Genomic DNA, 14,814 nt, shown 5'->3' with positions numbered 1-14,814 from the left:
GCAGGCGTACGACTGAGAACCGACCGAGCCGGCGCTTCCCGCGCAAGCCGTGACAAACGATACCTAACGACTGCTTCATGTCGGAGCAGTTTCGCCCAAGGGGGTGTGACGATGCGTGACTGTTCGACGAATCGTGCAGGATTTGACCGCGTACTGATGGCCGTCGCGGCAACCTTCCTCACGGTGTCCGCGACCTCGGCACTGGCGGCCCAATCGACCACACCGCGCGCCAGCGCCGCCGAGCTCTCGATCGACGCAGCAGTCCCCCGCCCCGAACCCGCCAATATGCCGCCGCCGACCATCGGCGACTTCAAGGTCGACTCCACCGCCTCGGTGCCTGACGCCGCCAAGGCGATCGACAAGCCGGCCGAGACCGTCACAGCGCCTCCGGCCACGACCGCTACCGCGCCTTCGGCCGAACCCTTCAAGGAAGCGCTGAAGATCTCCACCGTCGCACCCACCGATCAGCCGGTCGCCGAGCGCCTGCGCGAAATCGTCGGCGCCAAGTCAGTGCGTTACTTCGACCGCAAGAACGAGCGCGCCGCCGTCGAGAAGTTCTACGCCGCACGCGACTTTGCGCCGCAATGGATCCAGGCCGGGCAATTGACCGACAGCGGCAAGGGCGTGATCGCCCGTCTGAAGGACGCCGCCGCCGAGGGCCTCAATCCGGCCGACTATCCGGTGCCGGATTTTGCGGCTGCTACTTCGCCGGACCTGATCGCCGAGGCCGAACTGAAGCTGACCGCGAGCATGCTCGACTATGCGCGGCAGGCGCAGAGCGGCCGGATGCACTGGTCCCAGGTCGCCGCCGATATCCAGTATCCCGAACACCCGACCGATCCGTCGGAAGTGCTCGCCAACATCTCGACCGCCAAGGACGCTTCTGTCGCGCTCGAGGGTTATAATCCGCCCCACAAGCTCTACAAGGAGCTGAAAGCCAAGCTCGCCGAATTGCGCGGCCAGGGCGACGGACCGCTTCTGCAGATACCCGAAGGCCCGGCGCTGGCCTACAAGGCCGCGACCAAGAAGCAGAGTGAGGTCGCGCCGGAAGATTCGCGCGTGCCGCAACTGCGCGCCAAGCTCGGCGTCTCCGACCATCCCGACAGCACGACCTACGACGCCAAGGTCGCTGCCGCCGTACGCAAATTCCAGGAAAGCGTCGATCTGAAGGCGACCGGCGTGCTCGACGACCGCACGGTAAAGGCGCTCAACAGCCCGAAGCGCGATCGTCACATCGACACGGTCCTCGTCAACATGGAGCGCTGGCGCTGGCTGCCGCGCCAGCTCGGCGCCTCCTCGATCGGCAACGCCTACGTCATTCTCAACGTGCCTGATTTCACGCTGAAGGTGATGCAGAACGGCGCACAGGTCTGGACCACGCGCGTGGTGACCGGCAAGCCCGGCAAGCATGCGACGCCGATGCTGACGGAGACGATGAAGTTCATCACGGTCAATCCGACCTGGAACGTGCCTCCGTCGATCATCTACAACGAATACCTGCCTGCCCTGCAGCAGGACCCGACGGTGCTGCAGCGCATGGGCCTGAAGCTCGATCGCAATCGCGACGGCACCATCCATATTTCGCAGCCGCCGGGCGAGGCGAATGCGCTCGGCCGTGTCCGGTTCAACTTCCCGAACAAGTTCCTGGTCTATCAGCACGACACGCCCGACAAGCACCTGTTCGCCCGCGACGAGCGCGCCTTCAGCCATGGCTGCATGCGCGTGCAGAACCCGGATGTATACGCCGCAACGCTGCTCAACATCACGATGCCGAACGAGCGCTATACGCCGGAAAGAATCCGCAGCATGTACGGCCGCAGCGAGATCGACCTGAAATTCCCGACGCCGATCCCGGTGAACATCACCTACCAGACCGCGTTCGTGGACGACGCCGGCAAGCTGCAGTTCCGCAAAGACATCTACGGGCGCGACGCCATCATGATCGGCCTGCTCAAGAACAGCCGCAACAAGGACCTGGAGACCCTCGTCTCCCACGCCCAGCCGAGCTACGCCCGCCCGAGGGACACCTTGCCGGCCGGCGTCAACTTCGCCAGCGACAACACGTCCTCCGGGCCGTCGTTCTTCGAGCGCCTGTTCGGCGGCCCCTCGACCCCGACGCCCCCAGCCGCGGTCGGCCGCCGGCCACAGCAGCGGTTCACCCGATAATCCTGCTTGGGAAAATTATCCAATAAAATCAACGAACTCGCCTTTCCGGCGAGTTCGTTTACGTTAACCATTATCCATGCCGGAGGCGCCACCGGCACTTTTTCGCCACAGTCAACGGGTTAGGTTAAAGCTGACTTGGGGAGCAGGTGCGGTAAACCTCGGTTAACCATCCTGCTTTAAGAAAGCGTTCACCCTCTTTTGCCGGGGTCTGCAAAAGAAACACCGTGAATGCTCGTCGACTGGGTGGGCTCATACGTGCTGGCTGGTTTCGCGCGCCAATTGTATCCGTTTGCTTTGCCAAAGGCCGGATACCGGATCGGGCTGACGTCGCTGTTGCTGCTCGCCGGCGCCGGCTCGGTGCATGATGCGACCGCGCTGAACGAGACCCGTACCCTCTCCTTCCACCACACCCATTCCGACGAAGACCTCACCGTCACGTTCAAGCGCGACGGCCGCTACGACGAAGAAGCGCTGAAGAAGCTCAATCATTTCCTCCGCGACTGGCGCAACCAAGACTCGACCACGATGGATCGGCACCTGTTCGATATCCTCTGGGAGGTCTACCGCGACGTCGACGGCAAGAAGCCGATCAAGATCATCTCTGCCTACCGCTCGCCCGCCACCAACGCCATGCTCCGCCGCCGCTCTTCCGGCGTGGCCCGCCATAGCCAGCACATGCTCGGCCACGCGATGGATTTCTACATTCCGGACGTACCGCTGGAGAACGTCCGTGCTGCCGGCCTCCGCCTGCAGCGCGGCGGCGTCGGCTTTTATCCGACTTCCGGTTCTCCGTTCGTCCACCTCGACACCGGCAGCGTCCGTCACTGGCCGCGCATGACCCATGATCAACTCGCCAAGGTGTTCCCGGACGGGCGCACGGTGCACCTGCCCGCCAATGGCGGTCCGATGAAGGGCTATGAACTGGCCCGCGCCGACATCGAGCGCCGCGGCAATGGCGAGGATGCCGCCACCATCGGCAAGAAGCCGAGCCTGTTCGCAGCGCTGTTCCGCGGCGGCAAGTCGACCGAAGAGGATGACGAGGGCGCCAGCGCTCCGGCCAAGAACGAGAAGCCCGCCCCGGCGAGCGTAGCAGCCGTCAAATCTGCCGATCCAGTCCCGACCCCGCGCTCCAAGCCGGTCGGCGCGACCATCCAGCTGGCCTCCGCCGACGCCCAGATCGTGTCGGCGCCCAAATCCAAACCTGAAGCCAGGCAGACCGCGCAGGCTCCCGCCGACAAGGCCGAGCCGAAACTGCAAACGCCGGCCGATATCATCAATTCCCGTGGATTCTGGGACGACATACCGAGGGAATCGAATCAGGCGACCCCGGCCCAGGTCGCCGCCCTGCGGGCCCGCCAGGTGCTCGCCGCCGCCACCGATCCGCAGCCGACCGCCAGCGTTACCGACACCTTCACCAAGGCGATGGCCTACGCCCCGCCCGCCTCCTCGCCGGTCGACCGCAGCAACATCGTCGCAGCCACTGCGGCGATCCCGCGTGCCGCCCGCCCGGCGCGCAATGCCGGCGCCGCCACCACCGAAATCAATACCGTGGTCGCCAAGGGTATGCAGGGTCAGGACCCCGTGGTCGCAAATTCGACCCGCCTCACCGCCGCCCAAGGCAACAACATCTGGATGCGGGTGGTGATGCTGGCGCCGAGCGCGAGCAGCGCGATGTCGACGACGGTGCTCGGCGACACCGAGATGACCCAGATGCGCAGCTATTTCGTCAAGCCGCTGTCCGCGATCGCCATGACCTTTTCGGAAGATCCGATGATGGGCATCAGCTGCGACAGCTTCACGGGATCGGCGACCGCGCAACTGCCGACGCGGACATTCGCGGTGCGCACAGCCGCGCTGCGCTAGACGCTTTGCGTCATTGCCGGGCTTGCCCCGGCAATCCATCCCCCTCTAACGCGTCTTTTGAAAGTGTGATGGATACGCGGCTCACTGTCCTCAAAAGACGCGCGTCGCGCTTTTGCCGCAACAGACGCGCTTCGCGCTTTAATCCGCTTCTGACGTCTTGAGACGCCTCACAGCATCCCCAGCGCCTGCATGTAGGTTTCCAGAATGGTTTCCTGCTCGGCCCGCTCGTTGGCGTCCTGCTTGCGCATCCGCACGATGGTGCGCAGCGCCTTGACGTCGTAGCCGTTGCCCTTGGCTTCGGCATAGACGTCGCGGATATCATCGGAGATCGTCTTCTTCTCTTCTTCCAGACGCTCGATGCGCTCGATGATGGCCTTGAGCTGGTCTTTGGCGAATTTTGTCGCGGGCTCGTCCTGGACGGCTGCGGCGGCGGAGGTGGCCATCGGGTACTCCTGAGTAGAACCGAAAGTGATGCTGAAAGATTAAGCGCCGCACACGTTACCGCGCGGCGCTTTTGCAGAATGACCCTCAAGATCGGGCGGCCTTGCGTCAAGGCAGCATCACGCTCATCCACAGCGCGCCCACAGGAGATCGGGCAAGTTGCTCCCTCGTCATCGCGGGGCTTGACGAGAACCTCGTGAGCAGGTCACGCGCGCGAGTGAAAACGACTCAGTGCCCTGGGTGAACCTTCTTCATCGCGGCCAGTTGCTCCGGCGTCGCTGCCCCCTGGAATTTCGCCTTCCATTCCTCGTAGGGCATGCCGTAGACCGCTTCGCGGCTCTCGTCCTTGCTGACGGCGATACCCTTGGCATCGGCGGCCTCCTTCATCCAGTTGGAGAGGCAGTTGCGGCAGAAGCCGGCCAGATTCATCAGATCGATGTTCTGGACGTCGGTTCGGCTTTGCAGGTGGCCGACCAGGCGGCGGAAAACCGCCGCTTCGAGTTCCGTTCTGGTTTTGTCGTCGATCGTCATGGCCTAGGTCCTGCGTCAGGGGATGAGCATATCGTTACCAAGTGGTTATCGTCACAGATTTTACCATATCTCGGCGCAAAAGCGGCCGTCGCACGTGGAGTCCCGGCTTCCCACAGGGCGGGAAAGGCAGTAGCAGCCGTTGACACTCCCCGCCGGAGCACGCGAAATCGTCAATGATTTGATATAACTTCGTTGCATGATCGGAAAAGATTCTCGCCGCTTGCCCCCTCTCCGTGCGCGCACGACCGTCGGCCTGATGCCGATGCTCGCGCTGGCGGCGGCTGGCCTGTGGAGCAGCCCGGCGTCGGCGGACTTTCGGCTCTGCAACAACACCTCCAGCCGGGTCGGTATCGCGCTCGGCTACAAGGACGCCGAGGGCTGGACCACCGAGGGCTGGTGGAACGTGTCATCACGCAGTTGCGAGACGCTGCTGCGCGGAACCCTCGTGGCCAGGTACTATTACATCTACGCACTCGACTATGACCGCGGCGGCGAATGGTCGGGACAGGCCTTCATGTGCTCTCGCGACAAGGAATTCACCATCAAGGGTACCGAGAACTGCCTGGCGCGCGGCTACGACCGCACCGGGTTTTTTGAGGTCGACACCGGCGAACAGCGAGCATGGACCGTGCAACTGACCGAAGCCAACGAGCAGCCCGCGCAGCGCGTGCCGGGCATTCCAGGAACGATGGGACCGGGCGGACCCGGCGGGGTTCCGGGCCTGTCCAATCCAAGCGGACCCGGTCTACCGCCAGCACCGGCGCCAAGACCATGAGACGGCTCCGTCGCATCAAGATCATCGCCACCCTCGGCCCGGTATCGTCGGACAGCGCGATGATCCGAAAACTGTTCGAGGCCGGCGCGGACGTGTTCCGCATCAACATGAGCCACACGCCGCACGACAAGATGCGCGAATTGGTCAACACCATCCGCAATGTCGAGTCGAGCTATGGCCGCCCGATCGGCATCCTGGTCGATCTGCAGGGGCCGAAGCTGCGGCTTGGCGCCTTCGCCGAAGGTTCGACCCAGCTCAAGAACGGCCAGAGTTTCGTGCTCGATTCCGACACGACGCCGGGCGACAACAAGCGCGTGCAATTGCCGCATCCGGAAATCCTCGCAGCCCTGCGGCCGGGACACGCCCTGCTGCTCGACGACGGCAAGGTGCGCCTGATCGCGGAAGAAACCTCGCCCGAGCGCGCGGTGACGCGGGTGGTGATCGGCGGCAAGATGTCCGACCGCAAGGGCGTGAGCCTGCCCGATACCGACCTGCCGGTGTCGGCGATGACGCCGAAGGACCGTGCCGATCTCGAAGCTGCCCTGGTGACCGGGGTCGACTGGATCGCGCTGTCGTTCGTGCAGCGCGCCGAGGACGTTCTCGAGGCCAAGCGGATGATCCGCGGCCGCGCTGCCGTGATGGCCAAGATCGAAAAGCCGCAGGCGATCGAGCGGCTCGGTGAGATCATCGAGGTCTCCGACGCCTTGATGGTGGCGCGCGGCGATCTCGGCGTCGAACTGCCGCTGGAGCGGGTGCCGAGCCTGCAGAAACAAATGACGCGGATGGCGCGCCGCGCCGGCAAGCCGGTGGTGGTCGCGACACAAATGCTGGAATCAATGATCCAGGCGCCGGTGCCGACGCGCGCGGAAGTTTCCGACGTCGCGACCGCCGTGTATGAGGGCGCCGACGCCATCATGCTGTCGGCGGAGTCGGCGGCCGGCAAATTTCCGGTCGAGGCGGTGTCCACGATGAACCGCATCGGCGAGGAAGTGGAGCGCGACCCGATCTATCGCTCGGTGCTGACCGCGCAGCGGCCGGAGCCGGAGAACACGGTCGGCGACGCCATTGCGGACGCCGCGCGGCAGATCGCCGAGACCCTGGAATTGTCGGCGATCATCTGCTGGACCTCGTCGGGCTCGACCGCGATCCGGGTGGCGCGCGAACGGCCGAAGCCGCCGGTGGTGGCGATCACGCCCAATCTCGCCACCGGGCGCAAACTATCCGTCGTCTGGGGCGTGCATTGCGTGGTCGCCGAAGATGCCCACGATCAGGACGACATGGTCGATCGCGCCGGGGCGATTGCGTTCCGCGATGGTTTTGCCAAGGCCGGCCAGCGCGTCATCATCGTGGCCGGCGTGCCGCTCGGCATCGCCGGCACTACCAACATGGTGCGCATCGCCAATGTCGCGCCGGAAGGCGACGCCACGCCCTGAATCGTGGTGCAGTAGGAAATCTTTACACCCGGTGGCTACATAAACGGCCAGCGCCACCGTCACGCGTGGGTGGAACGCTCGAACCCCGGTGAAAACGATGCCGCACATCATCAAGACCTGCCTCTGCCTCGCCGCGCTGCTGCTCGCAAGCGCCATGCCGACGATCGCCAGCGCGCAGGACAAGGCGCCAGTCCAGGTCACGAGCGGCGTGAGCTTCCAATATCTGGACCGTTGGGACGTCGAACGGCTGAACAAGATCCTGCAGGTCGATACCCCGAAATTCGCCGGGATCGCCGTCACCTATGCGCCGGCCCGAAACGCGGTCCGGCTGTACCGCATCACCTATGCCTCGGTGGCGCCCGAGCGCGACAACAAGCCCGTGACCGCCAGCGGCCTGCTGGCGGTGCCCGACACCGGGGACACCAGCTTTCCCCTGGTCTCCTACCAGCACGGTACCGTGTACGGAAAGCAGGAGGTGCCGTCTTTCGCCGATCAGTCGCCTGAAACCCAACTCATGATCGCACAGTTCGCGGGCCAGGGCTACCTGCTGATCGGCGCCGACTATTTCGGGCTCGGCGTCTCTACCGAGCCCGAGGGCTACATGGTGAAAGCGAGCCATCAGCAGGCCACCTACGATCTGCTGACCGCAAGCCGCGCGGTGTTGAGCCACCTGAAACTAACCAGCACCAAGCTCTTCCTCGCCGGCTGGTCGCAGGGCGGCTTCGTCACCATGGCCTTCCTGGAAAAGCTGGAAGCCGCAGGCGTCACCGTTCAGGCCGCGGCCACCGCCAGCGCACCGGTCGACATCTTCGTCGCCCTGAACGGCTTCCTGAGCTTCCCGCGCAAGAATGACGCGACATGGGTACCGACCCTGTTCATCCTGTCGTCGTTTGCGTTCGAGAACTACTACGGCGTTCCCGGCCTGGCACGATCGCTCATCGCCGATCAATACTACGAGACGTCGCGCAAGGCATACGAGCGCCTGCCTTTCAACGCCGCCGAGATTCCGACCGACGTGCGCAAGCTGGTTCGCCCGGAATATCTGGATGCGAAGTTCTTCGCAGCCTCGGCCTACGGCCGGCTCGTGGCGCAGACCCAGGCGTACCGCTGGATCGTCAGGTCACCCGTGCGAAACTATTTCGGTGAAGCCGATGAGGCTATTTCCATAGGGCTCGGCCAGCTTGCTATGACCTATCAGCGCGCGATCGGCAGCGGCAATCCGCAGGTCGAGGCGATCTCGACCGGCGCGACCAGCCATCGCGGGACCTTCGCCAAGGGCGTCCCGCAATGGAAGGCCTGGTTCGACCAACTCTGATTGATGACGTCGGGCTCAGGCCCCGACCAGCGCCTTTGCCGGCAGCACCGCCTGCACCACGAGGCCGCGGGCGCGGGCGTCCATCACGCCGACGGCGCGCAGCGCCAGCAAGGTGACGGTCTGCACCGCATCGCGCAGCTTTGCGGGATCATCGAGGTTCTCGGGCGCCAGCGGACCGACCAGCGATTCATGCAGCGCACCGAGCAGCGCGGTAGCGGCGAGCGCCGTGTCCTGCGCCGGCAGATGGCCGGCGCGTACCGCAGCGTCGATCCTCGTCGCAATCTCGCCGGATATCTCTCGGCGGCTGGCCAGCCGCGACGCCGAGACGTCGACATCGACAGGTTCGGCCAGAATTCCCCAGGCGAGCTTGCGCTGCGACAGCACATGCACCGCGACGGTGGTGACGGCGGCGGCGAGCGCCGAGGACGGTCCGGGCGCCGCATCCGCCGCGCGGCGGATCGCCGCCAGTTCGTCGCGCGAAACCTCGGCGATCAGTTCGGAAATCAGCTCTGCTTTGGAAGGAAAGTAGCGATAAACAGTGCCCGCCGCGACATTCGCCCGAACCGCGACCGGGGCGATCTGAACCGCCGCCATGCCGCCCTCGGACGCAGCGTCCCGCGCCGCCGCCAGGATGGCGCTGCGCCGCGCCGCCAGCCGCTTCACGACTTGATGGGTTCGCCGATAGACCATGGCGCGCTTCCGTCCCCGGCGCGCCCCTGGGCCCCGCGGACCCTGCCAGAACGCGCACGCCTTCAACTCTTGAGCAACGAGCCAGCTCGCCGCTTGAAGAAGTGAACAACTATTCAGGGCTGATGACAAGCCGGTTTTGCGGCGTTCCCTACCCGGGCTTTCAAAACATTAACAGCGCCTCAACGCAGCCCGGCTAGCACCACCTATGCCGTCGCCGCGGCCAATTTCGGCGCCGGCTCATGCCGCCACCACGACCCGGCGCGGCGCAGGATCAGCGTGGAGACCGCGAGCGTGGCGCAAAAGCCGGTCGGAATGCCCGACAACAGATAGCAGACGATGAGAGCGGCAACGGCGCCCAGCACCGGAAGCTCCCAGGCGCGAAAGCCGCTCCGCAATCCGGTGCGGACCAGGAAGGCGACCGGAATCGCCAGCACCATCATGTCGTACATGAAGAGGTAGGGCGTGGTCAGCAGCGCCCCGGCGGCGAGCGCGGCCGCCTTCAGCGTGTAGGGCACGCGGCTGCGCCAGATCAGCGCCATCACCACAGCGACGGAAGCGGTGAGAACCCAGTGGAACGCCCAGCCGAGCGGCTCGGTGCCGCCGAAGTAGCGCACCAGCGCGAACATGCTCTGCATCTTCCACCACGGCGCCTTGCCTTCGGTCAAAAATGCCTGCGAGAATTTCGGCATCCATTGAAAGAACGCCAGCCAGCTCTCGATGCCGAAGGCGAGCCAGGAAGCGGTGGCGAGCACGACCGCCGTGACCGCGGCGCTGATGAACACGCGCCAATGCCCGGCTGCGATCAGCGCGATCGGAAACAGCAGCCCGTATTGCGGCTTGTAGGTCAACAGCCCGAGGCAGATTCCCGCCAGCACCGGCCGTAACGGGATCAGATAGAGCGCGCCGCCGATCAGCGCGGCGGTGAGGAATCCGTTCTGCCCGACCAGTGCATTGATGAAAACCATCGGAACGGCGAACGCGAGCAGAAAGCCAAAGGGATGACCGACGATCGCGCGCATCGCGACGAGAAAAGGCACGAAGCTGACGACGACCCAGCCGATGAACGCGAGCTTGTAGGGGAGCTGCGCCAGCAAGGATGCAACGAACAGGAACGGCGGCGGATAGTGCCAGGCGAAGTAGCCGACAAAATCCTGACCGAGTTTTGCGACCTCGACCTGCTTCTGGATGTCCCAGTCATAAGCCTGCGCCGGCAGGCCATCGAGCACCAGCCGGCCGGCCGCCCAGACATTGATGAAATCGGTCGGGATGCCGAGGCCGTCCCGATCGTAGACCCACCATTGCGAGAAATAGGCGATCCCGCAAAGGGTCAGGTTTGCAACCGCCAGCACCAGGCAAATCCTGACCAGCCACGGCGGAATCGAGGCCGGCTCGCCTGCGGCCTTGACGGTGGAAATGGATGCAGTCATGCGCGGTCCTTGCCTGGGCGCCGGCTTTCAGGCGCACACCTCCAAGCAATAGACCGGGTCGAATTGAGGAAATCTTAAGTTTTGACGTAACGCCGGGGGTTTTGTGGTCGTCCTTGCGGATCCCGTCGCCCACCAAACCCAGTATCGAGCGGTCGATCAAAGGTACCCCGCGGTCAGAATATTGGCGCGCTTTTACCGACGCCAACCCAAATCACAGTGCTCGGACGCAAAGGGAACAGCGGTTTCGGCCGCTATCTACAGCCGCTTTGCCGCCAGCGCATTGGCCAGCAGCGACTGCACACCGGTCCGATGGAACGGCACGATAAAGAACAGATAGATTTTGCCCGCGAGGTTATGCACCGAGCAGATCGTCGAGACGACAACGCTCTCCGCGTTACCATCCGTCAGCCGAAGCACCGAGAGCCTGAAGTCGAGGTGCTTATTGTCACGGCCCGCGACGATTTCATTATCGCCAATGAAGAAGATCGGCCACGGACCGATCTTGTCGCCAACGCTATAGCTCGTGCGCGCCGCAGGTTTGAGAATTTCGGCGACGGTCGGGACTTCCAGTCCGAAGCACTTCGCAACGGCATTGCGGGTGATCAACACCGTCTTCATCCAGCGCGGCGTATGGCCGAACAGCGCAAAGAAAATCTCAACCATCGTCAGCCCGCGACGCGCCAACGGAACGCGGTATGAATCGCGAAAATAGGCGGACCGAATCAGATCCCGACCCAACGCACTGCTGGACGGTACGTCGCATTCGGTCACGCGCATGCCGGTCCCCTGTCAAGCGGGCGGTCCACAACAGAACGGGCGCACGATGCGCCCGTCCCCTTCATTCATCTGGCAACGTTGCCGCTTACGCCTGCGGTTGCGGCTCGAGGCCCGGATCCGGATCGGGACGCGGGCGTGACTTGCCGGCCGGCGGCACGGCCGAGGCCCGCGGCGTGGTCGGCTCCAGCACCGACTCGCGGTTCGGCTTCTTGCCCTTCAGCAGATCCTGAATCTCGTCGCCGCTCAGCGTCTCGAATTCAAGCAAGCCCTTGGCAAGGGTTTCGAGGTCTTCGCGCTTCTCGGTGAGGATTCGCTTGGCTTCGTTGTAGCCGTCTTCGACAAAACGCCGGATTTCAGTATCGATCTTCTGAACCGTGGCTTCCGATGCGTTCTGGGTGCGCGATACCGACATGCCGAGGAACACCTCGTCCTGGTTCTCGCCGTAGGACACCGTGCCGAGGGCTTCGGACAGACCCCAGCGCGTCACCATCATGCGCGCCAATCGCGTGGCCTGCTCGATGTCGGAAGAGGCGCCGGAGGTCACCTTCTCCTTGCCGAAGATCAGTTCTTCGGCGACGCGGCCACCCATCATGATCGCCAGCCGCGACGTCATCTGCTCGAGCGACATCGACAGCTTGTCACGCTCGGGCAGCTGCATCACCATGCCGAGCGCACGTCCGCGCGGAATGATCGTGGCCTTGTGGATCGGGTCGGTGGCGACGACGTTGAGGCCTACGATGGCGTGACCACCCTCGTGATAGGCCGTCAGCAGCTTCTCTTCCTCAGTCATGACGAGCGACTTGCGCTCGGCGCCCATCATCACCTTGTCCTTGGCTTCCTCGAACTCGGCCTGGGTCACCATCCGCTTGTTGCGGCGGGCGGCGGTCAAAGCGGCCTCGTTGACGAGGTTCATCAGGTCGGCGCCGGAAAAGCCCGGGGTGCCGCGCGCGATGGTCTTGAGGTTGATATCCGGCGCCAGCGGCACCTTGCGAACGTGGACCTTCAGGATCTGCTCACGACCGACCACGTCCGGGTTCGGCACCACGACCTGACGGTCGAAGCGGCCGGGACGCAGCAGCGCGGGATCGAGCACGTCGGGACGGTTGGTCGCCGCGATCAGGATCACGCCTTCATTGGCTTCAAAACCGTCCATCTCGACCAGCAACTGGTTCAGCGTCTGCTCGCGCTCGTCATTGCCGCCGCCCAAACCGGCACCGCGATGACGGCCGACCGCGTCGATTTCGTCGATGAAGATGATGCAGGGCGCGTTCTTCTTGGCCTGCTCGAACATGTCGCGGACGCGGGAAGCGCCGACGCCGACGAACATTTCGACGAAGTCCGAACCCGAAATGGTGAAGAACGGCACGTTGGCCTCACCCGCGACCGCACGCGCGATCAGGGTCTTGCCGGTACCGGGAGGGCCGACCAGCAGCACGCCGCGCGGAATCCGTCCGCCCAAGCGCTGGAACTTGCCGGGGTCGCGCAGGAATTCGACGATCTCCTGCAAATCCTGCTTGGCCTCGTCGACACCCGCGACGTCCTCGAAGGTGACGCGGCCATGGGCCTCCGTCAGCATCTTGGCGCGCGACTTGCCAAAGCCCATCGCCTTGCCGGCGCCGCCCTGCATCTGGCGCGACAGGAAGATCCACACACCGATCAGCGCGATGAAGGGCAGCCATGACACCAGCAGCGAGACGAACCACGGCACGTTGTCGCCGGGCGGCTTCGCGGTGATCGAGACCTTGCCGTCATACAGGCGCTTCACCAGCGTCGGATCGTTCGGCGCGTAAGTCTGGAAGGTGGAGCCGTTGGTGAAGGTGCCGTGGATTTCCGGCCCCTGGATCACGACGTCGCGAACGCGGTTCTGATCGACGTCGCTCAGCAGCTGCGAAAACGAGATATCCTGCGAGGATGTACGCTGACCCGGATTCTGGAAAAGCGTGAACAGTGCCAACAGCAGCAAAACAATGATGACCCAGAGGGCGAAGTTGCGCAGATTGGCGTTCATCGATCTTCCTTCGTGGTCGCGCGGATCGCGGCCCTATGTCCTTGGCTGTAACCCTTGGGTATTCTTTGGGTAGTGAGACGAGAATCCCCGGTCCCCTGCCACCCAATCTAGGTGGCGCCCGGGTCAATGCCAAGGGAACCACAAGGGACTATTTAACGCATCTCGAGGCGATTCCCCGTCAAAATATCGCACGAGAACTGAGGTTTTTCCGGGGTGGTTAAGGCTCTCGGTGGCGATATCTGCCGATATTGCGGTATATGGACGCCTCTCACACGTGTTTGCCCCGCCGCGGCGGCGCCGGGTCGACATGAATTCGGCCCCTCGCCAGGCTGATCGTCGCCCCGGCCAGCGTCTGCTTCAGCCTCGCTTGTCTCTCGCCACTGGCAATCGCCCGGTCCAGTGCCGCCAGCAGCGCTTCGACCTTGCCGAGTTCCGCAGGCCCCTCATGGCCGGCCCGATCGATGGCGCGTTTAAGCAACCGCAGCCGGATTTCCTCAGGCAGACCCGCAAATGCGGTAACGTCGAAGCCGAAGCGCGAGACATCATCGTGGTCGCGCAAGGCGAGATAGCGCTCGGCGCCGTCGGCCAGCACTTCGATCGCCGCATTCGCCCGCGCCAGCCGGGTCGCCAGCCGCGCCAGGTTCCGGCTGTCGCCGCCCTCCTCGGCCAACGCTGGCATCAACGCGCGCAGCCGCGGCCGCGTAAAACGCGTGTCGCGATTGGTGGGATCGTCGGCGAACGCGATCTTTGCTTTGGCCAGGGTCGCCACGAGTTGCGATTTCGGGACGTCCAGCAACGGCCGCGCCAGCCACACGCCCTCGCGCTCGGTCTCCCGCGCCATCGCCCCGAGGCCGGCGATGCCGCTGCCGCGCAGCATCCGCATCAACAGCGTCTCGGCCTGGTCGTCGCGGGTATGCGCGGTCAGGACATGCGTCGCGCCGCTCGCCCGCGCGGCTTTCGCCAGCAGGCGGTAACGCGCGGCACGTGCCGCGGCCGGCAATCCCGTACTCGGCTTGGCGCCCGTCCAACGCAGCGTGCGGTGCGGAACGTCGAGCGCCTGTGCGACACGCTTGACCTCGCGCGCCTCGCGCGCGGCCTCAGGGCGCAAGCCGTGGTCGACGGTGACAGCCAGCAATTGTGGGCCGCGCGAAAACGCGCGGCGCCAGCGGGCAGCCAGCCACATCAGGGCGAGGGAATCGGGCCCGCCAGAGACCGCCAGCACCAATGCGGGCGCAGTCTTCCACTGAGCGAACAATTCCTTCGCTTGCTGGACCGGGATCGGAGACTGGTCAGGATCGGGCATGGCTCGGCTGATGTTGCGAGGGCGCCTATTTTTGGAACGATCTGGCAATGACTGCAAGTTGCCCGCTCCAGCCACCGCCCTATCA

General features: G+C 64.5%; 12 protein-coding genes. 5 read left to right on the top strand and 7 right to left on the bottom strand.

What is annotated here, in order from left to right; translation table 11 throughout:
* The first annotated feature begins 111 nt into the window (after positions 1–111).
* Together QUH67_RS05610 and QUH67_RS05605 are read left to right on the top strand one after the other, a co-directional pair.
* On the top strand, positions 112–2,166 hold the full coding sequence (locus QUH67_RS05610; protein WP_300945668.1) for a L,D-transpeptidase family protein: 2,055 nt from the start codon (positions 112–114) through the stop codon (positions 2,164–2,166).
* Positions 2,167–2,394: 228 nt separating this feature from the next.
* A complete protein-coding gene (locus tag QUH67_RS05605; RefSeq protein ID WP_300945667.1) occupies positions 2,395–4,029 on the top strand; it encodes a DUF882 domain-containing protein in 1,635 nt (544 codons plus the stop codon).
* 167 nt (positions 4,030–4,196) lie between these two features.
* Here the strand turns inward: QUH67_RS05605 and QUH67_RS05600 are convergent, their stop codons facing one another.
* Both QUH67_RS05600 and QUH67_RS05595 read right to left on the bottom strand, forming a co-directional pair.
* Positions 4,197–4,472, bottom strand: coding sequence for a DUF2312 domain-containing protein (locus QUH67_RS05600; RefSeq protein WP_300945666.1), 276 nt, complete (start codon positions 4,470–4,472; stop codon positions 4,197–4,199).
* A gap of 226 nt (positions 4,473–4,698) precedes the next feature.
* Positions 4,699–5,001 carry a DUF1244 domain-containing protein gene (locus QUH67_RS05595; protein WP_300945665.1) on the bottom strand — a complete coding sequence of 101 codons (303 nt, stop codon included), beginning with the start codon at positions 4,999–5,001 and terminating at the stop codon, positions 4,699–4,701.
* Between the two features lie 256 nt (positions 5,002–5,257).
* Here QUH67_RS05595 and QUH67_RS05590 point away from each other — a divergent pair, with 256 nt between their 5' ends.
* The 3 genes from QUH67_RS05590 to QUH67_RS05580 all read left to right on the top strand — a co-directional run bounded on the left by QUH67_RS05590 (position 5,258) and on the right by QUH67_RS05580 (position 8,524).
* On the top strand, positions 5,258–5,776 hold the full coding sequence (locus QUH67_RS05590) for a DUF1036 domain-containing protein (protein WP_300947950.1): 519 nt from the start codon (positions 5,258–5,260) through the stop codon (positions 5,774–5,776).
* Positions 5,773–7,209 carry a pyruvate kinase gene (pyk, locus tag QUH67_RS05585; RefSeq protein WP_300945664.1) on the top strand — a complete coding sequence of 479 codons (1,437 nt, stop codon included), beginning with the start codon at positions 5,773–5,775 and terminating at the stop codon, positions 7,207–7,209. The genes QUH67_RS05590 and pyk overlap by 4 nt, the downstream gene beginning before the upstream one ends.
* 97 nt (positions 7,210–7,306) lie before the next feature.
* Positions 7,307–8,524, top strand: a complete 1,218-nt coding sequence (locus QUH67_RS05580) for an alpha/beta hydrolase family protein (protein ID WP_300945663.1) — start codon at positions 7,307–7,309, stop codon at positions 8,522–8,524.
* A gap of 15 nt (positions 8,525–8,539) precedes the next feature.
* Here QUH67_RS05580 and QUH67_RS05575 read toward each other — a convergent pair whose 3' ends face one another.
* From QUH67_RS05575 to tilS, 5 genes are all read right to left on the bottom strand, one after another.
* A complete protein-coding gene (locus tag QUH67_RS05575) occupies positions 8,540–9,214 on the bottom strand; it encodes a TetR/AcrR family transcriptional regulator (protein WP_300945662.1) in 675 nt (224 codons plus the stop codon).
* Between the two features lie 203 nt (positions 9,215–9,417).
* Positions 9,418–10,641 (bottom strand): glycosyltransferase family 87 protein, encoded by a 1,224-nt coding sequence (locus QUH67_RS05570; protein WP_300945661.1) that lies wholly within the window; start codon positions 10,639–10,641, stop codon positions 9,418–9,420.
* 255 nt (positions 10,642–10,896) lie between these two features.
* Positions 10,897–11,418 (bottom strand): DUF2867 domain-containing protein, encoded by a 522-nt coding sequence (locus QUH67_RS05565; protein WP_300945660.1) that lies wholly within the window; start codon positions 11,416–11,418, stop codon positions 10,897–10,899.
* An 85-nt stretch (positions 11,419–11,503) separates the two neighbouring features.
* A complete protein-coding gene (ftsH, locus tag QUH67_RS05560) occupies positions 11,504–13,426 on the bottom strand; it encodes an ATP-dependent zinc metalloprotease FtsH (RefSeq protein ID WP_300945659.1) in 1,923 nt (640 codons plus the stop codon).
* Between the two features lie 268 nt (positions 13,427–13,694).
* Positions 13,695–14,729, bottom strand: coding sequence for a tRNA lysidine(34) synthetase TilS (gene tilS / locus QUH67_RS05555; RefSeq protein ID WP_300945658.1), 1,035 nt, complete (start codon positions 14,727–14,729; stop codon positions 13,695–13,697).
* Positions 14,730–14,814: the final 85 nt, after the last annotated feature.

This window comes from Bradyrhizobium roseum (assembly GCF_030413175.1).
Taxonomy (GTDB): Bacteria; Pseudomonadota; Alphaproteobacteria; order Rhizobiales; family Xanthobacteraceae; genus Bradyrhizobium; species Bradyrhizobium roseum.
The sequence above is the reverse complement of the archived record's forward strand: the minus strand, read 5'-3'. Positions and strand labels throughout refer to the sequence as shown.